The 20599-nt window shown below is 61.0% G+C and carries 22 protein-coding genes; 19 read left to right on the top strand and 3 right to left on the bottom strand.

The window, feature by feature from the left end; genetic code table 11:
* The first annotated feature begins 10 nt into the window (after window positions 1-10).
* From DQ393_RS12330 to DQ393_RS12270, 13 genes are all read left to right on the top strand, one after another.
* Window positions 11-736: an SDR family oxidoreductase gene (locus tag DQ393_RS12330; protein ID WP_112342062.1), complete on the top strand. Its 726-nt coding sequence runs from the start codon at window positions 11-13 to the stop codon at window positions 734-736.
* A 12-nt stretch (window positions 737-748) separates the two neighbouring features.
* Window positions 749-1654: an SDR family NAD(P)-dependent oxidoreductase gene (locus tag DQ393_RS12325; RefSeq protein ID WP_112342061.1), complete on the top strand. Its 906-nt coding sequence runs from the start codon at window positions 749-751 to the stop codon at window positions 1652-1654.
* 588 nt (window positions 1655-2242) lie between these two features.
* Window positions 2243-3232: a LysR family transcriptional regulator gene (locus DQ393_RS12320; protein WP_112342060.1), complete on the top strand. Its 990-nt coding sequence runs from the start codon at window positions 2243-2245 to the stop codon at window positions 3230-3232.
* Window positions 3233-3342: 110 nt separating this feature from the next.
* Window positions 3343-4425 (top strand): ABC transporter substrate-binding protein, encoded by a 1083-nt coding sequence (locus DQ393_RS12315; RefSeq protein WP_245430328.1) that lies wholly within the window; start codon window positions 3343-3345, stop codon window positions 4423-4425.
* A 3-nt stretch (window positions 4426-4428) separates the two neighbouring features.
* Window positions 4429-5535 (top strand): ABC transporter ATP-binding protein, encoded by a 1107-nt coding sequence (locus DQ393_RS12310; RefSeq protein ID WP_112342121.1) that lies wholly within the window; start codon window positions 4429-4431, stop codon window positions 5533-5535.
* Window positions 5532-6410 carry an ABC transporter permease gene (locus tag DQ393_RS12305; RefSeq protein WP_112342058.1) on the top strand — a complete coding sequence of 293 codons (879 nt, stop codon included), beginning with the start codon at window positions 5532-5534 and terminating at the stop codon, window positions 6408-6410. The genes DQ393_RS12310 and DQ393_RS12305 overlap by 4 nt, the downstream gene beginning before the upstream one ends.
* Complete coding sequence (locus DQ393_RS12300; RefSeq protein WP_112342057.1) at window positions 6407-7210, top strand: ABC transporter permease; 804 nt, start codon at window positions 6407-6409, stop codon at window positions 7208-7210. The genes DQ393_RS12305 and DQ393_RS12300 overlap by 4 nt, the downstream gene beginning before the upstream one ends.
* Window positions 7203-8696, top strand: coding sequence for an FAD/NAD(P)-binding protein (locus DQ393_RS12295; protein WP_112342056.1), 1494 nt, complete (start codon window positions 7203-7205; stop codon window positions 8694-8696). The genes DQ393_RS12300 and DQ393_RS12295 overlap by 8 nt, the downstream gene beginning before the upstream one ends.
* Window positions 8693-9511 carry a creatininase family protein gene (locus tag DQ393_RS12290; RefSeq protein WP_112342055.1) on the top strand — a complete coding sequence of 273 codons (819 nt, stop codon included), beginning with the start codon at window positions 8693-8695 and terminating at the stop codon, window positions 9509-9511. Before DQ393_RS12295 ends, DQ393_RS12290 begins: the two co-directional genes overlap by 4 nt.
* A gap of 4 nt (window positions 9512-9515) precedes the next feature.
* Window positions 9516-11174 (top strand): CocE/NonD family hydrolase, encoded by a 1659-nt coding sequence (locus DQ393_RS12285; protein ID WP_112342054.1) that lies wholly within the window; start codon window positions 9516-9518, stop codon window positions 11172-11174.
* Window positions 11175-11266: 92 nt separating this feature from the next.
* Entirely contained in the window at window positions 11267-11755 is a 489-nt protein-coding gene (locus tag DQ393_RS12280) for a nucleoside deaminase (protein ID WP_169645294.1), read from the top strand.
* Window positions 11755-12801, top strand: a complete 1047-nt coding sequence (locus tag DQ393_RS12275; RefSeq protein ID WP_245430327.1) for a questin oxidase family protein — start codon at window positions 11755-11757, stop codon at window positions 12799-12801. Before DQ393_RS12280 ends, DQ393_RS12275 begins: the two co-directional genes overlap by 1 nt.
* Window positions 12798-14375, top strand: coding sequence for an amidohydrolase family protein (locus DQ393_RS12270; protein WP_245430326.1), 1578 nt, complete (start codon window positions 12798-12800; stop codon window positions 14373-14375). Before DQ393_RS12275 ends, DQ393_RS12270 begins: the two co-directional genes overlap by 4 nt.
* Before the next feature lie 330 nt (window positions 14376-14705).
* On the opposite strand, the gene DQ393_RS33800 is transcribed toward DQ393_RS12270, so the two are convergent.
* Window positions 14706-14942 carry a helix-turn-helix domain-containing protein gene (locus DQ393_RS33800; RefSeq protein WP_112342117.1) on the bottom strand — a complete coding sequence of 79 codons (237 nt, stop codon included), beginning with the start codon at window positions 14940-14942 and terminating at the stop codon, window positions 14706-14708.
* 70 nt (window positions 14943-15012) lie between these two features.
* Here DQ393_RS33800 and DQ393_RS12260 point away from each other — a divergent pair, with 70 nt between their 5' ends.
* A complete protein-coding gene (locus DQ393_RS12260) occupies window positions 15013-15543 on the top strand; it encodes a hypothetical protein (RefSeq protein WP_181592332.1) in 531 nt (176 codons plus the stop codon).
* Window positions 15544-15788: 245 nt separating this feature from the next.
* On the opposite strand, the gene DQ393_RS12250 is transcribed toward DQ393_RS12260, so the two are convergent.
* Entirely contained in the window at window positions 15789-16034 is a 246-nt protein-coding gene (locus tag DQ393_RS12250) for a DUF2188 domain-containing protein (RefSeq protein ID WP_112342052.1), read from the bottom strand.
* A 128-nt stretch (window positions 16035-16162) separates the two neighbouring features.
* Between DQ393_RS12250 and DQ393_RS12245 the strand changes: the two genes are divergently transcribed.
* The 5 genes from DQ393_RS12245 (at window position 16163) to DQ393_RS12230 (ending at window position 19302) form a co-directional block, all read left to right on the top strand.
* On the top strand, window positions 16163-16954 hold the full coding sequence (locus DQ393_RS12245) for a type IV toxin-antitoxin system AbiEi family antitoxin (protein WP_112342051.1): 792 nt from the start codon (window positions 16163-16165) through the stop codon (window positions 16952-16954).
* A complete protein-coding gene (locus DQ393_RS12240; protein ID WP_348628016.1) occupies window positions 16941-17582 on the top strand; it encodes a nucleotidyl transferase AbiEii/AbiGii toxin family protein in 642 nt (213 codons plus the stop codon). The genes DQ393_RS12245 and DQ393_RS12240 overlap by 14 nt, the downstream gene beginning before the upstream one ends.
* 31 nt (window positions 17583-17613) lie before the next feature.
* Window positions 17614-17859, top strand: coding sequence for a hypothetical protein (locus tag DQ393_RS34205; RefSeq protein ID WP_348628015.1), 246 nt, complete (start codon window positions 17614-17616; stop codon window positions 17857-17859).
* Between the two features lie 161 nt (window positions 17860-18020).
* On the top strand, window positions 18021-18953 hold the full coding sequence (locus DQ393_RS12235) for an HNH endonuclease (protein ID WP_112342050.1): 933 nt from the start codon (window positions 18021-18023) through the stop codon (window positions 18951-18953).
* A gap of 64 nt (window positions 18954-19017) precedes the next feature.
* The gene (locus DQ393_RS12230) at window positions 19018-19302 is read left to right on the top strand and encodes an invasion associated locus B family protein (RefSeq protein ID WP_245430325.1); all 285 of its coding nucleotides are present in this window, start codon (window positions 19018-19020) and stop codon (window positions 19300-19302) included.
* A gap of 259 nt (window positions 19303-19561) precedes the next feature.
* Here DQ393_RS12230 and DQ393_RS12225 read toward each other — a convergent pair whose 3' ends face one another.
* Window positions 19562-20593: an AraC family transcriptional regulator gene (locus tag DQ393_RS12225; protein ID WP_112342049.1), complete on the bottom strand. Its 1032-nt coding sequence runs from the start codon at window positions 20591-20593 to the stop codon at window positions 19562-19564.
* Between the last annotated feature and the right edge of the window lie 6 nt (window positions 20594-20599).

Below are 20599 nucleotides of genomic sequence, written 5' to 3'. Positions count from 1 at the left end.
GGAGTTCATCATGCAAGTTGCTATTGTAACTGGCGGCTCACGCGGCATCGGCCGCGCGGCGTCCGTCGCCCTGGCGCGCCGCGGTTTCGCGGTTGTCGTCAACTATGCCGGTTCGGCCGATGATGCGGCAGTGGTCGTATCACAGATTGAGACGATCGGCGGCGAGGCCATCGCCATCAAGGCGGATGTGGCATCAGCCGAGCAGGTCAAGGCGCTGTTCGACGGCGCGCAGCAGCAGTTTGGCGGGATCGACGTCCTGGTCGCCTGCGCGGGCGTGATGACGCCTTCGCCCTTGGCGAAGGTGACGGATGAAGATTTCGATCGTCATTTCACCGTCAATGTGCGTGGGACCTTCAACGCCTTTCGCGAGGCCGCCAATCGGGTACGCGATAATGGCCGCCTGATCGGTTTCTCCAGCACGACGCTGGCGCTCAACGCGCCGGGCTACAGTATTTACAATGCCACCAAAGGCGCGGTGGAAGGCATGGTGCGCGTCGTCGCCAAAGAACTGGGCGGGCGGGGCATCACCGTCAACGCCGCTGCGCCGGGTCCTGTCGAGACGGAACTGTTCCTACGCGACAAGCCGCAGGAACTGGTCGACCGCATGGCGTCGATGGCTCCCCTGAACCGGCTCGGTCAGCCCGACGACATCGCGGAAGTGGTCGCTTTCCTCGCGTCGAGGGAAGCGGGATGGGTCAACGGCCAGGTGCTTCGCGCCAATGGCGGCATCGCGTAAGAGAGTGAAATCATGGATAGGCAGATCATTCTTGTCACGGGAGCCGGTTCGGGTATCGGCAACGCCATCGTCGTGGTCCTCGCGCGCGCCGGCCATTGTGTCTATGCGAGCCTGCGGCTCGCGCGTCCTGAAGGCGAGCAGCGCGCCGCTACCATCCGGGAACTTGCAAAGCGAGACGGCCTGGACCTTCATGTGGTCGATCTCGACGTGCTGTCGGAGGCAAGTTGCCGGGCGGCGGTTGACCTGGTGCTGGTCGAACAGGGCCGCATCGACGTGGTCGTCAACAACGCCGGGATGTTGATGACGGGCATAACCGAAGCGTTCGATCCCGATCAGTTGCAGCGGATTTTCGATACTTGCGCCACGTCTTGGTTGCGCATGAACCGTGCCGCCCTTCCTGTCATGCGCCGTCAGGGATACGGCACGCTGGCCTACACCGGCAGCACGACGGCCCATCTCGCCGAACCCTTCCTCGGTCCCTATGCCGCCGCCAAGGCAGCCGGTGAGGCGATCGCCGAAGTGATGGGAATGGAAGCGCGTCCGTTCGGGATCGACACCATCATCCTCGTGCCCGGGGCCTTCACCACCGGGACCGAGCATTTCGCCCATGCCAACCAGCCCGCTTATCCGTCGATCCAGGCTCAATACGGTGATCTGCCGGCACGCGCCACAGCGCTCGGTGCCAAGCTGGAGGCGATCGATGCGAAGCATGGCGGATCGCTCGATGTTTCCGCGGTCGGCGAAGCATTGCGCGACGCCCTGGCGATGCCGCGCAACGAACGGCCCTATCGCGTCTATGTCGATGGCCAGCATAAGGGCGTCGAGCAGGTGCTGGCCGGGCAGGAGCGGCGTCAAGCCGATCTTCTCGACCAGTTCGGCTTGTCCGACCTCATGCCCAAGATCCTGACGGCAGGGTAAGCAAGCCATTCGCGCGGGCGCGCTCAATCGATATTGATGCGGGCCTGCGGATGGACGATCAAGCTCGAGCGCATCGCGGTGTAGCTCGGCGGGGTCCGCCGGCGCGCGTCTCGCTCCCCAGCAATAGAGCGGGAAGCGAGTTCTACAATGACTCTCATCTGATTTTTTTATCGTAGCTGATGCATTCTATTTCCTAGCTCTAAGAAGAGAACTGAAAGCCATCATCGCGAACTGCGTGCTGCGACCATGAGCCTATGGACGCAAATCGCTCGGGCATAATCGTGAAGGCGACTGCGGCCTGCGGATGTCTCGCGACCGTTGAGTTTATGACGCATCGAAAGCACAGTCGGCTCGCGTGCGCTCCATTTCGGCGGTGGCTCTTATAATGATGAGGTCGCAGATCGATCGGTCGGTTCTTCGTCATGCCGAAGATTGCCATCTCAACCTCAAGGCGACGATATCCGGCCAATATCTGGTCGAAAACGGCGACTGAGGGTGGATTGGTGCCAACAAGAATTGAGGCACTACCCGGCACCTGGCACGAGAATTGCGTGATCTCACCTGCGAAACAATTGCAAAGGTTACGACATGACCGGCCAGGCCCACGGCAGTCTTGATATTCGCCTCATGCGCACGTTGCTTATACTCCTGACCGAATGCAGCGTTTCGCGAACGGCTGAACTTCTCGGCCAGGCGCAGCCCACGGTCAGCCTCAACTTGAAACGCCTGCGTGAGATCCTCGATGATCCACTGCTCGTGCGCTCTGGCAGCACGCTCGTGCCCACGGAACGGGGCCTGGCGTTGCGCGAGACCATGCGAGAAATACTTAGCAAGATCGACACTCATCTGGCCCCACATCCAACCTTTGACCCGAAGAAGTCCACCCGCCATTTTCGCATCGTTTCCACCAATTGCCTCGGCACGGTCTTTCTACCGCCACTTATTGGCGCAATCGCGCGTGTCGCCCCGGGCGTCAGCGTGGATGTTTCGCCCATGCCAAATGGCGAGGATCTGCTAAGCGGCATGTCCGAGGGCGCCATAGATGCAGTGATCGGCAATTGGCCACATCCTCCCGAGCATTTGCGCATCGCACCCATTTTAACCACCGACATCGTTTGTCTCGTGCGGCCGAACCATCGCTTTGCCAAGCAACAGGACCGAATCACGCTCGAGGAATATCTCAAGGAAAGCCATCTCTCGCCCACGTCCGATCGCGATGCGCATATCAGCCCCATCGATGGCCGGTTGATCGAACTCGGGCTTAAGCGTCGGATTCGGGCGACGGTGCCGGAATATGCGATCGCACCTTACGTTCTGGCGCAGTCGGATTTGGTTTTCACCACAGGATACCACTTCGCTGAGCAGGTCGCGCAAACCTTCCCCTTCGCGGTGCTGGATGCACCCCCCGAGCTCGGCGAAATGCATTTCTACATGCTCTGGCACGACTGCAAACATCATTCGCCAGATCAGGTGTGGCTGCGCCGTATGATCAAGTCGGTGGCGGCAAGCATGCGCGCACTGAACGGTGCGGCGCTGCCGCCGCTGCCACCCATGCGGTGGGGACAGGCGGCCGGCTGAGCCACCCTGCATGTCTCAGAAGCAATATAGTCTATTGCAGTGCCGTTATAGGCATTTCGAATGAAATCCGCACAATGAGGTCAATCGCACAAACACAACAAGGGGACCTCATGATGCACGCAGACCTAACACGACGTGAAGTGCTGGCAGGACTGGCCGCCGGTGCGGCAGCAGGTGTTTTCAGCTCGGCACGCGCAGCACGCGCTGCCGTTTCGGAGCTGGTTTGGGCAACCTGGGACTCCAACGGCCACCCCGAATATGTCCAGACCTTCGAAAAGGAGACGGGTGTCAAGATCAAGCTGTCTTACCTGTCGAGCGAGGATGCCCAGTTCGCAGCGCTCAAGACCGGTTCGGCATCCGACTGGGATATGATCAACCCGTCGCTCAATGGCAGTTGGCGATATATCAAGGCAGGTCTCCTGAAGCCGCTCGACCTTTCGAAAGTCCCGAACGCCTCGATGATGTACGATGTGTTCAAGACGACGCCGAAGGTTCTCGACGAGAGCGGCAAGCCGTTTGCCGTCCCCTATCTCTGGGGCCTGAACCCGATCGTCTATCGCACCGATAAGCTCGATAAGGAGCCAGACTACGCCACGCTGTTCGATGCGAAATATTCCGGCCAGCTCGCCATGCGCGATTATGCATTGGAATCGATCGCAATCGCGGGCTTGGTGGCCGGCGTTCCGCGCAACAAGGTTTTCACCATGGATGCCAAGGAACTTGCCGAGGCCAAGAAGCTGCTGATTGCTCAGAAGCCGCTATTGCGTACTTATTGGCAGACCATCGGCGATCTCACCAATCTCTTTGCGACCGGCGAGGTCTCCTGCGCCTTCTCCTGGCGGGTGCCGTTCGATGAACTCAAGGGGAAGATGGCGATGGGCATGGCCAAGCCGAAGGCAGGCGTCATGGGTTGGTGCGACTGCTTCGCCATGCCGGCCGACCTGCCGGAAGACAAGACCGAGCTCGCCTACAAGTTCATCGACTACCTGCTCGGCCCAACCTATGCGACCGAAATTGCTCGGATCGGCAATTATGCCACCACGAGCTCCGTCATCCGCGACAAGCTCTCGAAAGACGAGCAGGCGGCGATTTTCATCGACGACATGGACGTGATGAAATCATTCATGTGGCCGGTGGCGCCGGATAATTATTCGGACTGGCTGAAGATCTGGAACGAAGTCAAGGCGAGCTGATTGATGACCGGCATTGCGCCCGAGCCATCCCGTGCCGCGCCGTCGCTTCTCCTGTCGGCCCGGGGCCTGGTCAAGACCTACGGCCGGTCTCGCGCCGTCGACGGGGTCGATCTCGACATTCCGGAACGGGCCTTCACGACCTTCCTCGGCCCTTCAGGCTGCGGCAAGACGACGATCCTGCGCATGATCGCCGGATTCGAGAACCCGGATGCGGGTTCGCTGGTGCTGGATGGCAGGCCTCTCGCGGGGGTGCCGCCAGAGCGGCGCCCCGTCAACACCGTTTTCCAGAATTATGCGCTCTTTCCGCATCTGACAGTCTTCGAGAATGTCGCCTTCTCTCTGACACTTCGCCGAGGTTCCCTCGATCCGACGGCGCGAGTGAAGCGGGCGCTGGAGGCTGTCCATATGGAAGCCTTCAGAGAACGATATCCACATCAGCTGTCGGGCGGCCAGCAGCAGCGCGTGGCGGTTGCCCGCGCCATTGTGGCTGAACCGCATCTCCTGCTCTTGGACGAACCGCTGTCCGCACTCGATCGCAAGATGCGTGGCCACCTGCAGATCGAACTCAAGGATCTCCAACGCCGGTTGGGCATCGCCTTCCTCTACGTAACGCACGATCAGGAGGAGGCTTTCGCGCTGTCCGACATCGTGATCGTCATGAACAAGGGCCGCATCGTGCAAAAAGCCGATCCGGTGACGCTTTACGCTCGCCCCGCCAACGCCTTTGTCGCGGATTTCATCGGCTCGGCTTCACTCGTCCCCGCCTTGGTCCGCGGCGTCGATGCGAATGCCGGTACGGTGACGATCGATACACCGCTCGGCATCATAGAAGCGCCAGCGGTGGAGGGGTTGATCGCGGGCGACCGGGCTATCCTCGTCGTACGGCCCGAGCATCTGCGCCTGAGGAGCGAAGTGCCGACCACAGCCGGCGCAGGCCTGCTTTCGGCGACGGTACAGCACGCCGTCTTCCTGGGCGACCGGCATCTGATCGAGGCCGATGTTTCCGGCATCACCTTGCGGTTTTCCGCCGGGCGGCCGTTGGCGCCGGGCGATAAGGCACAGATCGCCTTCAACCAGGCGGCAAGCTTCATCACGAGGGTGGAAGAATGAACATCGGCTTGCATCGCGCCCATCTCGCGCTGCCCGTGGCCCTTGTGCTCATTCTCGGCTGCGTGCTGCCGATCGGGCTGCTGTTCGTGTTCAGTTTTTTCGTCGTCGACATGGATACATTCGCCATGGTGCCGTCCATTTCTGGACAAAGCTGGGCGCAGGTCGCCACAAAACCGGTCTTTGCCTTTCTGATCGGCAAGGCGGTGCTATCCGGTCTCGTGACCGCCGCTCTGGCCACCGTAGCTGGCTATCCCGTTGCGCTCGCCATCTCCCGCCTGCCGACGGTGTGGAAGGGAATCGCCAATGTCGTGCTGCTGACGCCGCTCTATACCGGTGAGATCGTGCGCATCTATGCCTGGCGTATCGTGCTGGGGTCCGAGGGGCTGGTGAATTCGGTTCTGCAGGGAGTGGGCATGATCGACGAGCCGCTCAAATTTCTGCTCTTCTCGCCATTTACGATCCATCTGGTGCTGCTCTTCAACACGCTGCCTTTCATGGTGTTGCCGATCTGGATTTCCGCCGAGCTGATTGATCGACGCCTGATCGAGGCAGCCCGCGATCTGGGCGCGCGTCCGCCAGAGGCCTTCGTCAAGGTGATCTTGCCCTTGACGACGCCAGGGCTTGCCGTCGGACTTTTCGCCGTCTTTGCGCTTGCGGCCGGCGACATGCTGACACCGAGCCTGCTTGGCGGCACATCGGGTGCCACGTCCATGGCGATGATCGACAATCTTTTCGGTACCGCCTTCGACTGGCCGCTTGCCTCGGCGCTGGCGCTCAGCCTTCTCGGCGTGCTCTTCGGTTGCGCAAGCGCAATCGCCTGGATGCTGCTGCGGCTCAACGGCGCCCGCGCCGTTTTTCGGGGAGGGCTGCGATGAGCCGCTTCGTTTTCGTGACGCTTTTACTTGCAGTCGCCTTCTTCTACCTGCCGATCGCCGTGCTGGTGATCTTTTCCTTCAATGATTCCAGTCTCATGGCTTTTCCGCTCAGCGGCTTCACGCTCGGCTGGTATGAAGAACTTGCCAGCAATGCCGCCTTTCTCCACGGTTTCCTGACGAGCTTTCTCATTTCCCAGCCGGTCGGTATCCTGTCGGCGCTGATCGGCCTAGCGGCAGCCCTGGCGCTCGCCTCGCCGAACCTTCGATGGCGCCCGGCCTTCATCATGCTGGTCGTCTTGCCGTTCCTGATACCCAAGACGGTTCTTTCCATCGCGCAGGCCATGCTGATGAGCTGGGTCGGTCTCGGCCGCGGCGCGGGAGCCCTGATCGCGGCTCAGACGCTAATCGCCATACCGTTCACAACCACCATCATCGCGGCCGTGTTGATCCGCCTCGACCCGCGGTTGGAGGAAGCCGCGCGTGACCTCGGGGCCACCGCCTGGTTGGGATTTTACCGGGTGACGCTGCCGCAATTGAAGGGAGCAATAGGCGCCGCCTATTCGATCGGCGTGATCCTGTCGCTCGCCGATCTGGTCATCGGCATGTTCCTCGCCGGCCGCACACAGCCTCTCTCGCTGATCGTTGCCTCCGAGTTCCGCCGCGAGCTGAAGCCGGACCTCAATGCGATGCAGGTGATAGTCCTCGTGCTGACGGCCGTGATCGTCACGCTGAGCGAACTTTATCGCCGCCGACGCGCGCTGGGCAAACTCTCTTTGCAGGAGGAGTCTTCGAATGTTTGACACCCTTTCCGATGCGATGCCGGCGCTGACCGCCCTGAAGCGGGCCGCTCGTGCCGATCTTTCCCTTCTCGGCTATCCCGGGGCGACATGGCTCTCTCCTGCCAAAACTGCTGATGGCACATTGGTAGACGACGTCGCGATCGTCGGGGGCGGGCAGTCCGGCATCATCATCGCCGCTGCCCTGCTATGGGATGGCATTTCCCGTGTTTCCATCTTCGATAGCGCGCCGGCCGGCTCTGAAGGTCCATGGACGACCTTCGCTCGCATGGAGGAACTGCGCACACCGAAGACCCTGGTGGGCAGCGAGTTCAATGTCGCCAACCTCTCCATTCGCCGCTGGTTCGAGACGCGCTACGGAAAGGCCGCCTGGGAGGCGCTGCCGCGCATCCCGCGCACGGACTGGAAAGCCTATCTGGACTGGTATGCGGAGGTGTTCGGGATTGCCATCACCAGCCAAACGCAGATCGTCGACATTGCCCCTGACGGCGATCTCATCGCGCTCACCGCGCTTTCCGGCGGCAGCACGTCACGCCACTTCGCTCGCGCCGTGATACTTGCTACCGGCTTCGACGGCGCCGGCGGTTGGCGCGTACCCGCCTTCGTCTCCGGGAACCTGCCACCCTCGCGCTACGACCACACCAACGGCCCTGTTGATTTCGCTCGGCTGAATGGTCGGCGCGTCGGCATTCTGGGTCACGGAGCTTCCGCCTTCGACAATGCCATCAAGGCGCTGCAGGCCGGAGCTGCGTCCGTGGATCTTTGCTTCCGTCGCAACAAGCTGCCGCGCAGCAATCCCCACCGCGCGCTGGAAACGCCAGCGATGATGACGAATTTCGCCGAACTCTCGGATGTCACCCGTTGGCGGATCGCCCGCTTCTTCCGACAGGCAGACCAGCCGCCGCCGGTCCGCAGCTTCGAAACAGCATTGTCGATGCCCGGCTTTCGTTTGCGTCCCGGTACCCCTTGGCTGTCGGTGGAGGAGCGCAACGGGGCGGTTGCCGTGCGGACGCCTGACGGCACCCTTGAATTCGACCATCTCTTGCTGGCCACTGGTCTCCATGTCGACCTTGCCGCCCGGCCGGAACTTTCGACCCTTGCCGGCCGTGTGGCCCTCTGGGGCGACCGCTTCACACCGCCGGAGGGAGAAGAGGACGTCAGGCTCTCCCGGCTTCCCTATCTGGACCAACATTTCGCTTTCGAGCCGAAGGACCCGGCCGATGATGCTTGGGTGCGACGCGTCTTCGCCTTCAATAGCGCCAGCGCGGTCAGCCACGGGCCACATTCCACTTCGATCAGCGGCCATCGCCACGCGCTACCGCGTCTCGTGCGCGGCGTGGAGCGGCGGCTGCTTCTCGACCAGGAAGCGACGATCCTGCCGGCCCTTGCCGCCTATGCCCCTCAGGATCTCCCCGTTCCCGACGATTTCGAGGCGCAACTTGTCAACGGATCTGAAGTGCGCCATGCGGTTGCCGGGAGGGTCTTTTGATCGCCTCGCCCTACTGGGCCGACCACTCCACCGCTGCTTTTGCCGCACGTGATCTGAGCCGGACCGTCGCCCTACTGCCGGTCGCAGCCGTTGAACAGCATGGCCCGCATCTGCCCGTCAGTGTGGACGCGGACATCAACCGCGCCATTGTCGAACGTACGGTGGCGAAGCTTTCGCCGGAAGCGGACGTGCTATTTCTTCCGGCCTTGGGAGTAGGCAAGTCGGATGAGCATCTCGCTTTCCCTGGCACGCTCGCCATCAGCGGCGAGACGCTTCGGCGCGTCTGGCTCGATATCGCACGTAGCGTCCGCAGGGCCGGTGTGCGCCGGCTCATCCTCTTCAATTCGCATGGTGGGCAGATGGCGTTGATGGACATCGTTTGCCGCGATATCCGCATAGAACTCGGCATGCTGGCGGTCGCCTGCTCCTGGTTTCGCATCGCGCCGGTCGAGGATCTGTTTGCCGAAGCCGAGATTCGCCACGGTATCCATGGTGGCGATATCGAGACGAGCATGATGCTGGCGATCGCACCCGAGCGGGTGGCGATGGACAGGGCCGAGAACTTCGTTCCGCTCACCGTCGTCATCGAGGAGTCTGGAAGCCCGCTGACGGCCGAAGGCGCGGTGGGTTTCGGCTGGCAGGCCCAGGATCTCAATCCCGCCGGTGTTTGCGGCAACGCTTCTGCCGCCACCGCCGGGAAAGGGGCGATCGTGCTTGACCGGGCGGCGGAGGGGCTGGTGCGGCTGATCGAAGCGACGCAGGCCTTCGATCTTGCAAGGCTCACGCGGAATACGCGTTTTTCCAGTGAGGCTTGAATCCATGCTGCCCGTTCGCGAGCCGGAAACGATCCATATGGCGATGGTCGATGGGGTGGAACTCGTCGCCGATCTCTATCGCCCGGCCGTGGCCGGGACATTTCCGGTACTCGTGCTGCGGTTGCCTTACGGGCGAAAGGTCGCTTCGGCCGTCGTGCTTGCCCATCCCGCCTGGTATGCAGCACAGGGCTATCTCGTCCTCGTGCAGGACGTGCGCGGGCGCGGCGATTCCCAGGGCAGCTTCCGTGTCCTGGAAGACGAGCCGGAAGATGGAGCCCGGACAATGGCACTTGCTGCCGACTTGGCTGGAGGTAACGGACAGGTCGCGAGTTACGGTTTCAGTTATCACGGCATGAACCAATTCATGGCCCTAGCCGGGGCAATCCGCGCCGGCACCCGAAGGCCCGATGCGATGGCTGTCATCATGGCAGCCTGGGACGTGCGTAACCACTGGGCCTATGAGGGCGACGCGTTCCGCCTTGCTGGAGGGCAGGACTGGGCACGCCAGATGGCGGTCGAGAACGCCGGTCGTGCCGGCGATGGTGAGATGGAAGAAGCACTGCTCGCCGCCGGAACGCTGCACGGCGAAGCCAACGCTGTCTGGCCCTCTGTCCTGAGGCGCGCGTCTCCTTACAGCCATTATGCCGACTGGCTGACCGATGATCCAGCCTATTGGCGGCGGGTTTCTCCGCATGCGGCGCTGGACGGGATTATTCCGGACGTGCCCGTGCTTCACGTCGGCGGCTGGCACGATATCATGCTGGCAGGCACCCTTGCCGCCCACAGAGCTTTCAGTGAAAAGGCCAGCCGCCAGAGGCTCCTCGTAGGCCCGTGGACGCATATCCCTTGGGGCCGGCGCTCAGGGGTACTGGATTGCGGACCGGACGCCGGGCATGGCGTCGATACCGAGATTGTCGCCTTCTTCGATGAAGTACTGAAAGGACGGGAGAACCGATCCGCAATCGTGCAACTCTATGATGCCGGCATCAAAGGCTGGCGTGATTTCCATGCGCTGCCGCAGCCGGAACCGGCGCCGCTTTTCCTGGCCTCGTCGGGTCGAGCCGCACCGACGACCGGCGACGGACGCCTCTGGATGGCGCCGGGTGAGCCGGCCCGCGATCATCTGCTGCATGACCCCTGGCGGCCGGCGCCGAGCCACGGCCTTCATCTCGACGTGCCACCCGGCTTTGCCGAGCGAAGTCTCATCGACGATCGGGGAGATGTCGCTGTCTATACCTCGCCGCCGCTTGGGCAACCGGTAACGCTTTGCGGCGCGGCAGTGCTGGAGCTCTTTCTTAGCAGCGATCGGCCGAGCTGCGATCTGCATGCCGTGCTCGGGATGGTCACGCCGGAAGGTATGGCCATCGCAATCACGTCGGGTTATCTTCACCTTCCGAACGGTCCACCTTCTGGTACGACGCGGCTCCAGTTGCGCCCGACGATGATGACCGTACCTGCCGGACACAGGCTGAGGCTTTCCGTTCAGGCGGCTGCGTTCCCGGCTTTTCCAATCAATCCCGGCACGGGGGTGCGCCCTCAGGACGCAAGGATTGCAGATGCGCTCGTCACGACACTGGTGCTGTCGTTGGGCAGGGACCTGCCCTCGCGGCTGGACCTGCCGCTCATTACCGGCTCGGCGCTCGCTTTCCAGGAGACGCCATGATGCCGGCCGTCTTGCTATTTTCCGGCAGTGGCCAGTGCGGTTGTCTGCCGGCTGAAATGCCATTCACGCAACCGCCTTTATGGAGGTAGAATATGGTGACGTACCGGGACGAGGCGCTGTTACGCCGGACATTCGAGATCGCCGGCCGAGCGCGCAGCCACGGCAACATGCCCTTCGGCGCGCTTCTGGCCGGTCCGGACGGCACAGTCCTGCTGGAGATGGAGAACGGCTATTTTCCGGACCTCGATGCCACCGCTCACGCCGAAAGGCTGCTGGCAACGGAGGCCTCGAAGCGTTATCGAGAGCCGTTCCTGGCCGAATGCACGCTTTATTCTTCTGCCGAGCCCTGCGCCATGTGTGCAGGCGCTATCTACTGGACAGGGATCGGACGCATCGTCTACGGGCTGTCAGAACATGTGCTGAGGGCCATGACCGGAGACCATCCGGACAATCCCACCATGGATTTGCCGTGCCGCACCGTCTTTGCCGCCGGCCAGAAGACCATCGAGGTGAAAGGCCCGCTTCTTGCTGAGGAGGCCGCTGCTGTGCATCGCGACGCCTGGACGAAGGAGGAGCCGTGATGGCTGCGACCAACCGTTCCGCCGAAGCCGAAGCACTGCTTGCCGAAATGCCGCTATGGGGGTCGGAATTTGCCCGCACCTTCGCCAACCACGCCCCTATGGTACTGTGTGCACTGGCCGAGATTGGCGGCTCACCCGCCCAGATGCGCCGCTTCTTCGATTTTTACCGCGGCTACAAGCAACTGTCGCCCGCTCCGGCACCTGTTGGTCCTCTCGGCGAGGACGACTGGCGTGCCATGATCGGGGTGCGCGAAAGGGAGCCGGACCTACGGGTCTTTTTTGCGGGCGAAGTGGCCCGATTGGGTATCGATGGAGCGCTTCGCCGCTATCTGCCGATGCTGGCCCCGGGCGTGGCGGCCAGCGCCTTCCACGCGCTGATGCGTACTGCCTACGGCGTCTTGCGCGGCAACGATCAAGACATTGCCATTGCGCTCGCCTACTGGGCTGCCACATATCTGCCACTCCCCCCCGCCACGGGTGCAGATCCGATGACCGACGATCCCGCCGAGGTGTTGCGCCGAACCGCCGAAATCGAACCGTTGCGCGATCTCAAGCTCCACGATCTGCTCTGGCAGAATATCCGCGACGCCGCGGCTGTACCTGGCTTTGCACCAGTGGTCGACTGGCTGGCGATCGGGCCGGATACGATGGCGCGGATGGCCGCTGCGGCGATCCGGCTCTTTGCCGCCACGCAACATTTCGCGGCACTGCATGTCGTCACCGGACTGCATTGGATCCGACTCATCTCGCCGCATTGCGATTTCGCCACACATGAAAAGCTCCTGCGCGTGTTCTGGCAGGCGATCGCGGCGCTGATGCGCGAGATGGACTTTCCGCAAATGCCGGCCGAGGAGACGGTGAAGGGCTGGCGCGAGCTTGCCGCGCCCGACTGGTCCGAAATCCACGCAGCGGCCGCCGAAAGCTACGATGAGCACGACATCAGTCTTGCCTTTTCGGCAAGCGAGGAAATGAAACATTACCGCGACCCGCTCTACCGCGTAGCTGCAGCACGGCGGCTCGGCCTCATCGGAGATTACACGGCATGACGGAAATGCAAGCGAGGGAGGGAGCGGACTGCATCGTTGAAGCGGGAACCGTGCTCTGCGGACTAGCGCCCGACGGCACGATGCGCATGCGCCATGATGTCGGCATCCGCGTTGAAAAGGGCATGATCGCGCAGATCGGCCCGATGCAGGCCGTCGCTTATGGCAACGACCACCTGCCGCGTTTCGGGTCGCAGGCAATGGTAGCAATGCCGGGGTTCGTCAATAGTCATCATCACTTCGGGCTGACACCTCTGATGATGGGCGTTCCCTTCGCGCCTTTGGAACTGTGGCTTCCGCGATTCCGCATGATGCGCTCGATCGGTCCGCGCCTGGATACGCTCTATTCGGCGATTGAGATGCTGGAAAGCGGAACGACGACGGTTCATCATATCGCCAGCGGTCTTACCGGCACGCCCGAGGAATGGGATGTGGCGACCGATGCCGTCCTGCACGCATATGAAGACATTGGCATGCGGGTCGGCTATTCCTTCATGATGCGAGACCGCAATGTCCTGACCTATCGCGCCGATGCAGAGGTGCTTGCCGGCCTTCCTGCCGAGCTGCGGAACTGGCTGAAGGCGGCGCTTTCGGCTGCGCAGGTTCCGACCGCCGATTACCTGGCCTTCTTCAAGGCAAGCCGGGCCAAGTGGCAACAGCGCAATCCCTTTCGCGTGCGACACCATCTGGCGCCAGCCAATCTCCACTGGTGCTCTGACGACAGCCTGCAGACGATTTTCGCGGCCGCGCGCGAGGCCGGTTGCAACGTCCATATGCATCTTCTGGAAACTGAAAGGCAGGCGGCCTTCGCCCGAGAGCAGTTTGGCCATTCGGCCGTTGAGCATCTCCATGAGCTCGGTTGCCTGGGGCCGGAGCTGACGATCGGTCACGGAAACTGGGCAACAGCCCGTGACCTTGATCTGATCGCCGAATCCGGCTGCTGCATGTGCCACAACGCCAGTTCCGGCCTCAGGCTCGGAAGCGGCATCGCTCCGGTTAACGAAATGCGCAAGCGCGGTATCCCGGTGGCTCTCGGTATTGATCAGTCCAACATCGCCGACGACCGCGACATGATGCTCGAAATGAAACTGGTCTGGGCGCTTCACCGAGAGACAGGACTTTGGAACGATCGGCCGGACGCTGGCGCCATTCTTCAGATGGCGACCGAAGCTGGCGCAAGAACCGCGGGTTTCGGTTCTGTTGTCGGCCGCCTTGAACCAGGGAAGCGGGCAGATATCATCCTCCTGTCGCGGGATCAAATTGGCCGTCCCTATCTCCATCCGAACACTCCTATGACAGAGGCGGTCCTTCACCGCGCGATGAGAGGGGCCATCGACAAGGTCTTTGTCGACGGGCACCTGGTGGTCGATAGCGGCAAGGTCGTCAGCATCGACCGTCAAGCCGCCCTTTGCGAAATAGCCGCTCGGCTCGCAGCGCCCGAAAATGCCGGCGAGATCACCGCTCGACGAATGGTAGAAGAATTGATGCCGCATCTCGAAACATTCCACAAAAACCACTCGGTGCCGGACAGATACCGATCCTATCGCTACAACGCGATTGGCGATGGTGATCCATGAGATGCTCGGATCTCGAGAAGTGGTGCTTGTGGATCAAAACAGCCAACGAAGTAAGTCATTGTTTATCAGGATGTTATACATGCCTGCAGATAAACTGGGGTATGGGTTTGGTGTCTGAAACAGATGACATTCCGTGACCATCCCGCCGTATTCCGCCCGATCCTTCCAGCTTCCGGAAACGCATGCAGGAGCACGAGTTACTGTGGCAACTACGGTTACGGGGGAATGCAGATCGCGGCAAGTGCCTCGCTGAAAGCGATGTTCGCAGCCGTTTACTTCAGTAGGCATGAACCCCTCGACCACGGGACGAGGCTCATGCCGACGCTCAGATCACGCTGGTCTCAGCGTCAGTAGTATCAAAAAGGAGGATCGCGTGCGTTGGCATGGGACGAGGTTTGAACGATCCCAACGATCTAGCTCGTTGACTGGGTACAGAACGGATTTGCCGATTTTATTGAACGATGGACCGATCCTCTTTGATCGCCAGTTGCGCAACGTGCCCTCGCTAACTTGATTTCGATAGCGTTCGACAACTACTTCCAGAGTTAAATAAACAGAAATAGCCAAGGAGGAGGCTTGGGAACGAAAAAGGGATCGTGCGGCACGGCGTAACTCTTGGGATGACCTATTCTCCGACATGCCTCGCTTTCCGGAATGGGACCACCATCCGACCGGCCAGCTCTCGTTTGAGTTCGAGCAGGTGTATGTTTTCCGGGGGGGCGTGCCGCGCCGCAGTTTCCGCGATGCCAAGGTTCAGCGGCTGGAGAACATGGCCAGCGACATAGCTGTAGGCCTTGCAGTGCTTGCTGCGGCGAAAACTGAAGAACGGCTCAGGCAGGAGGTAGAGCAACGGAGGATTGAGGAGGAGCGTCGTCGCCGCGAACTCGCTGCGCGCGTCAAACATATTCAGGATCGCCGCACCAACGGACTGAGCACGCTTCTCTCTGAACTTGATGAACTGGACCGACTACGTCGTCTCATCGCCATGCTCACTGAAGAAGTTTCGGCCGAACCGAGCCCCAGATTGTCGGCGTTTCTGGCTTGGACCACAGAGCACCTGGCGCAGCGCGAGGCTCGCCTATCCCCGCGGGCGATCGAGAATCGCTTCGAGGCGGAGCGCCTATTTGGTGACGATGACGATCACGGCTTCACGCCCTCGCGGTGGTAGGCTGGCGAGAGTGAGGAAGTCTCGATAGAGGTTATTTATGGCGCGGCAGGCGAGGGCCGATGCTTTTGGCCGCAGGCTGGTCGTCTGGCCCTTTGTCGCGCTGAGGGAACGGCAGAGTTCGACGCAAAGCGTAATATCGCCTCTCGATTTCTTCCTGCTGGGCCGGTGGAAGAACGGCCATGACTTCGTCGATCGTGCGAGGCATGCGGGTTGCTTTCGTTGAAGTGCCGGGAGGTGGATACGAATTAGCCCGGCGATTTCTTGGGATCGGCAGCACGCGGATAAGTCCGCTCTTCTTGAAATTGACCGTCGACCTTCTGGATCTTGACCGATCCTCCGTCCTTGCCGACAGCCTTCTCGAGGGTGCCGCCTTTGGTCGCATCGGATTTGGTGCCGAAGCTCGCCGTAGGACGACTCGCGCCGTCTTTGGTCAAATCCCAGCGATCTTTCTTCTCGTTATGCGTAAGCGTGAATTTCGGCAGCTTGGCCATTTCCTCCTCCAGAAGCGTTCCATCTCCACGGTTTGAATATTGCGCTTTTATGCCTACCATTGATGGGTCGAAAATGCGAAATCCCGAACTTGTCCTTCGGTTTAGACTCATGCTATTTTCGCCCATTAATGGTAGGTCAAAAGAACGAAAAGATAAACCAACTTCATCGCCTGCTCCCCGAGGGGCTGGTGGTTGACACCGCTTGGCTGGAAAAACACGGCTATCGTCGGCAGTGGCGGGAAAAATACGTGGCGCAGGGCTGGCTCGAAGGTGTCGTTCGTGGCGTCTATCAGCGACCGACCGGCAACGTTGATCAGGCAATAGCCTGGCAGCGCGTGATCATCTCACTCCAGCGACTTCTGAACAAATCCGTGCACGTCGGTGGCCGCAGTGCCCTCGAGCTACAAGGCCTGACGCACTACCTCCGCTTTTCGGGCAAGCCAGAAATCCATCTCTATGCCTATGGCAGCTTGCCTGGCTGGGTCGAGCGGATACCGACCGACGCTCAGTTCGTCGAACACAAGGCAGACAAGCTCTTCGATGCCGACACACCTGGAAGGACACGCATCGTATGGGGACATTGGGGATGGCAGCTCGATGTCTCCGCGCCCGAGCGCGCTCTTTGCGAACTTCTTGACCTGCTCCCGTCCCGGGAGACGTTCCATCAGGCGGACGTCCTAATGGAGTCGGTTCGCACTCTAAGCCCGAAGCGGGTTCAGGCCGTGCTGGAAGCGTGCCGCAGCGTGAAGGTGAAGCGGCTGTTCCTCTGGTTCGCCGAGCGGCACGCCCATCCATGGTTCGGCCGGCTCGATCTCAAACGTATCGACCTCGGTCATGGCAAGCGCCAGATCGTGGTCGGCGGTCGGCTGGACAGCAAGTATCAGATCACTGTGCCGGAGACACTCGATGCCGGCGTCTGAAGCCTATCGCGCGCAAGTCAGCCTCCTCGTTCGAGTTCTCCCGCTCGTTGCAGAGGAGAACGTCTTTGCATTGAAGGGTGGCACGGCCATCAATCTTTTCGTTAGAGACCTTCCACGCCTGTCGGTCGATATCGATCTGACCTATCTGCCGGTCGAAGATCGCGCGACGTCCCTCGCCAATATCGATGCCGCCATACGACGGATTGCTGCCCGAATAGCCGAGAATGTACCGCGCAGCCGCACCCAGGCCGTGCCGCTGCACAGCGAAGGCGCTGCAACAAAGGTGCTCGTTACCTCCGACGGTGTGCAGATCAAGATCGAGGTGACGCCTGTCATTCGTGGCTGCGTCTACTCTCCCGAGGCACGGGCGGTTTGCGACCGGGTCGAAGAGCTCTTCGGATATGCCGAGGTGCCCGTTGTGTCCTTCCCAGACCTCTACGCCGGCAAGATCGTCGCCGCCTTGGATCGGCAGCATCCGCGAGATTTGTTCGATGTCAGGGATCTGCTCGCGAATGAGGGAATATCCGATGAGCTGCGGCGTGCCTTCATCGTCTACATCCTGAGCCACAACAGGCCGATGGGCGAGGTCTTGGCGCCGACGCGCAAGGAACTTGCGCCACGAGTTTGACGCGGGGTTTGCCGGCATGACGGAGGAGCCCGTGACCCTCGAGGCGTTGTACGATGCTCGTGAAGCTTTAATCGCCGAGGTCGTTGGCAAGATGTCTGCCGAGCACCGGCGCTTTCTTCTCTCCTTTAAGGCCGGCGAGCCAGAGTGGGACTTGCTAGGCGTGCCTGGAGCCGCGGACTTGCCGGCGGTGCGCTGGAAGGTCGACAACTTGGCCAAACTTTCGGAGGGCCGGCGCGAAAAGCTGTTGTCTGATCTCGGGCGGGTGCTCGCGACATGAGGCACGGTGGACGCATGGGGAACGCCGAAGTGAAAAGGAACAAGACGACGACGATCTGTAAGCTATGGTCCGCAGTAGTTGGCTCTCGGGCTGCGGCACTGACAACGTGGATTGCCAGAACGTCGGCGCTTCAAAACTCAGCCGAGCTGAGAGGCTAGACCATGGTCCGTCTCTTCGTCGGCGTTACGGACAAGGCCTGGTTCGATCAGTTGAGCGCCTCTGTTCCGCATGACGAAGTCAATTTCTGGCAACCCAGCGGAACGACGCAGTTTCGCGCGCTTCAGCCCGGCGAACTATTCCTCTTCAAGCTGCATGCACCAAACAACTTCATCGTTGGCGGCGGCATTTTCGGTCACGCGTCAATCGCGCCGCTGTCTCTGGCCTGGGAAGCCTTTGGCCTTAAGAACGGTGTTTCCAGTCGCACTGAAATGCGGGCGCGAATTGCGAGCTATCGCCGGGATCCAATTGCTCTGGACGATAAACAGGATCCGGTCATTGGTTGTCGAATACTGACCCAGCCGTTCTTTTGGCCGAGGGAGCTCTGGCTGCCCGTTCCGGAGAGCTGGTCGCCGAACATCGTGACCGGCAAGGGATTCAGCGCGGAGGAAGGGGATGGGCAATATCTATGGTCCGCAGTCACAGAGCGATTGAACTCGGTTCCTGAGATTCAAAATACAAAGCCGGTCATCGCTGAGCGCTTCGGCAAGCCGACGCTGATCAAGCCGAGATTAGGGCAGGGCGCGTTTCGCCTGACGATCACCGATAGTTATGAACGCCGTTGCGCTGTCTCGGGTGAAAAGACCCTGCCGATTTTGGACGCCGCCCACATCCGTGCTTTCGAGGCCGGCGGAGAGCATGCAGCTTCGAACGGTTTGCTCCTTCGCACTGACATCCATCGGCTTTTCGACCTCGGATATGTGACTGTCTCACCGGATGGCCGGTTCGAGGTCAGTGGTCGTCTGAAAGCTGATTTCGATAACGGTCGGCACTACTATGATCTTCACGGAACGCCCATTCGCCCTCCCAAGAACCGACATGCTGCGCCGTCAGCCGACGCCCTGTCGTGGCATCGAGAGCACAGGTATTTAGGATGAACGCTTCTCTCATAACCGGGCTTTTTCTACCGACTGGATGACGCCATGAGTGAAGCTCCGATAGATGCGCGCATTCGATTGGCAGCCGTCGAGCACATCCAACGTGCGAGCGCTGCAATTGAAGATCGACGATGCCGCTCTCGGCAATACTCTGCCGTTCTCGACCTGCCTGCCGCAGGGCTGCCTCGTGCCGCTGACCTTCGAAGCAGACACGATTGCGAAGCTCAGGACCGGCAAGGCCCTCAACGTTACCGTTTCCGCTGCCAGCCCGGCCGAACCACTGACCCTGGCTGTCTCCCTGAAGGGCCTTGCGGGCGCGCTCAATCGTATTGCCGACCTTACCAAATAGCGCTCTCACCCTCCGATGGCTGCAAATTCTCCTCCGCCCGTACGGCGTCAAGCATTTCGCCCACCGCAAATTCCACCACCACAGAAAGTGAGGAAGACCTCAAAATGGTGAGATATTGTGTGGCCTGGCGAGAAATCTCGACGTGGTTCAGTGCACCACCTCACATGTTGTCGATGCGGCGAGAGCTAACCTGCGCCGTCCCGACAAAGGCCATAGATGTCGCATGGCTGTTTGCCGATATATCACATTCTCTTTCAGCTCATCCGACGGTGGGTGGTTTCCTTTTTTCCCACGATCGAAGCGAGCGCCAGAGCACCGTATTGTCTGCATAGCCCAGCAAACGGGCGATCTCGGAGATCGGTGCTGCCCGCTGATCACCGAGATAATGGGCGGCAAGTGTCTGGCGATGCTGCCGGAGAAGATCGCGGAGGGACGTTCCTTCCTCCGACAGCCGGCGCTGAAGGCTGCGTGGCGACATCTTCAGCTCTGCGGCGAGCGCCGTGACCGTGATCGGCTTGTGGCCGAGATAGATACCGATCAGCGCCTGGACCTTTTGCGCGATGGCATCCCCGTTTGCGGAATGGTCGACCAGATCGGCGATATGCCGCTCCAGAATTTCGACCAGGCTTTTGTCCTCGGTTCGAAGGACGCGATCAGCCTCCGCCCTGTTCATGACGATGCGGTTGCCGGATTGGCCGAACAGGATGGAGGAGCCAAAAATTCGCTCCAGGGATCTGGTATCGCGCGGTGCCTGATGTTCGAGATGGATCTCGATCGGGCGCCAGCCGCGCCGGAAGCAGGAGCGAACGAGTTGGCAGGAGGCAGCAAGCGTGAATTCGCTGTCTTGCCGGCGCGGCCACATGCTGGAATCGACGATCCGGTAGCTCCACACCAAATCGCCCTTCTCCTCGAATACGCCAGAACTGGTCGCGCCTTGAACCGCGTTGACATATTTCGACAGCCGCTCGAAGGCATTGCGAATGGTCGATGACAGCGAAAACAGCATACCGATCGGACCTATATCCGCGGGTTTGAAGCCGGTTCCCATGCGAGCCCCCAATGCCGGTTCGCCGGTGATCGTCGCGGCATCCTCGAACAGCGCGACATAACGCGCCATCGGCAGGACAGCGTAGGGATCTTCGAGTTGTGAGCGCAAAAGGCCGTGCGAGGCCAGCAGAAGATCGGTTTTCCCGGATCGTTTGTCAATTTGTTGCACGAGCGGGATGAGGACGGAGGCGCGAATTGAAGCAAGTGCTGGCATGCGGCTGATTAAATGCGGTGCAACTGCCATTTTCAG

Origin of the sequence: Martinezella tropici (genome assembly GCF_003287875.1) — a bacterium.
In the GTDB taxonomy this organism is placed as follows: domain Bacteria; phylum Pseudomonadota; class Alphaproteobacteria; order Rhizobiales; family Rhizobiaceae; genus Rhizobium; species Rhizobium tropici_C.
Note: the sequence above shows the minus strand (reverse complement) of the source record. Positions and strands in the feature narration are given on the sequence as shown.

Excerpts from the sequence above, each read along its gene's own strand:
- DQ393_RS12330 (WP_112342062.1), top strand. The coding sequence starts at position 11 with ATGCAAGTTGCTATTGTAACTGGCGGCTCACGCGGCATCGGCCGCGCG.
- DQ393_RS12325 (WP_112342061.1), top strand. The coding sequence starts at position 749 with ATGGATAGGCAGATCATTCTTGTCACGGGAGCCGGTTCGGGTATCGGC.
- DQ393_RS12320 (WP_112342060.1), top strand. The coding sequence starts at position 2,243 with ATGACCGGCCAGGCCCACGGCAGTCTTGATATTCGCCTCATGCGCACG.
- DQ393_RS12315 (WP_245430328.1), top strand. The coding sequence starts at position 3,343 with ATGATGCACGCAGACCTAACACGACGTGAAGTGCTGGCAGGACTGGCC.
- DQ393_RS12310 (WP_112342121.1), top strand. The coding sequence starts at position 4,429 with ATGACCGGCATTGCGCCCGAGCCATCCCGTGCCGCGCCGTCGCTTCTC.
- DQ393_RS12305 (WP_112342058.1), top strand. The coding sequence starts at position 5,532 with ATGAACATCGGCTTGCATCGCGCCCATCTCGCGCTGCCCGTGGCCCTT.
- DQ393_RS12300 (WP_112342057.1), top strand. The coding sequence starts at position 6,407 with ATGAGCCGCTTCGTTTTCGTGACGCTTTTACTTGCAGTCGCCTTCTTC.
- DQ393_RS12295 (WP_112342056.1), top strand. The coding sequence starts at position 7,203 with ATGTTTGACACCCTTTCCGATGCGATGCCGGCGCTGACCGCCCTGAAG.
- DQ393_RS12285 (WP_112342054.1), top strand. The coding sequence starts at position 9,516 with ATGCTGCCCGTTCGCGAGCCGGAAACGATCCATATGGCGATGGTCGAT.
- DQ393_RS12280 (WP_169645294.1), top strand. The coding sequence starts at position 11,267 with ATGGTGACGTACCGGGACGAGGCGCTGTTACGCCGGACATTCGAGATC.
- DQ393_RS12275 (WP_245430327.1), top strand. The coding sequence starts at position 11,755 with ATGGCTGCGACCAACCGTTCCGCCGAAGCCGAAGCACTGCTTGCCGAA.
- DQ393_RS12270 (WP_245430326.1), top strand. The coding sequence starts at position 12,798 with ATGACGGAAATGCAAGCGAGGGAGGGAGCGGACTGCATCGTTGAAGCG.
- DQ393_RS12260 (WP_181592332.1), top strand. The coding sequence starts at position 15,013 with ATGCCTCGCTTTCCGGAATGGGACCACCATCCGACCGGCCAGCTCTCG.
- DQ393_RS12250 (WP_112342052.1), bottom strand. The coding sequence starts at position 16,034 with ATGGCCAAGCTGCCGAAATTCACGCTTACGCATAACGAGAAGAAAGAT.
- DQ393_RS12245 (WP_112342051.1), top strand. The coding sequence starts at position 16,163 with ATGGTAGGTCAAAAGAACGAAAAGATAAACCAACTTCATCGCCTGCTC.
- DQ393_RS12240 (WP_348628016.1), top strand. The coding sequence starts at position 16,941 with ATGCCGGCGTCTGAAGCCTATCGCGCGCAAGTCAGCCTCCTCGTTCGA.
- DQ393_RS12235 (WP_112342050.1), top strand. The coding sequence starts at position 18,021 with ATGGTCCGTCTCTTCGTCGGCGTTACGGACAAGGCCTGGTTCGATCAG.
- DQ393_RS12230 (WP_245430325.1), top strand. The coding sequence starts at position 19,018 with ATGCGCGCATTCGATTGGCAGCCGTCGAGCACATCCAACGTGCGAGCG.
- DQ393_RS12225 (WP_112342049.1), bottom strand. The coding sequence starts at position 20,593 with ATGGCAGTTGCACCGCATTTAATCAGCCGCATGCCAGCACTTGCTTCA.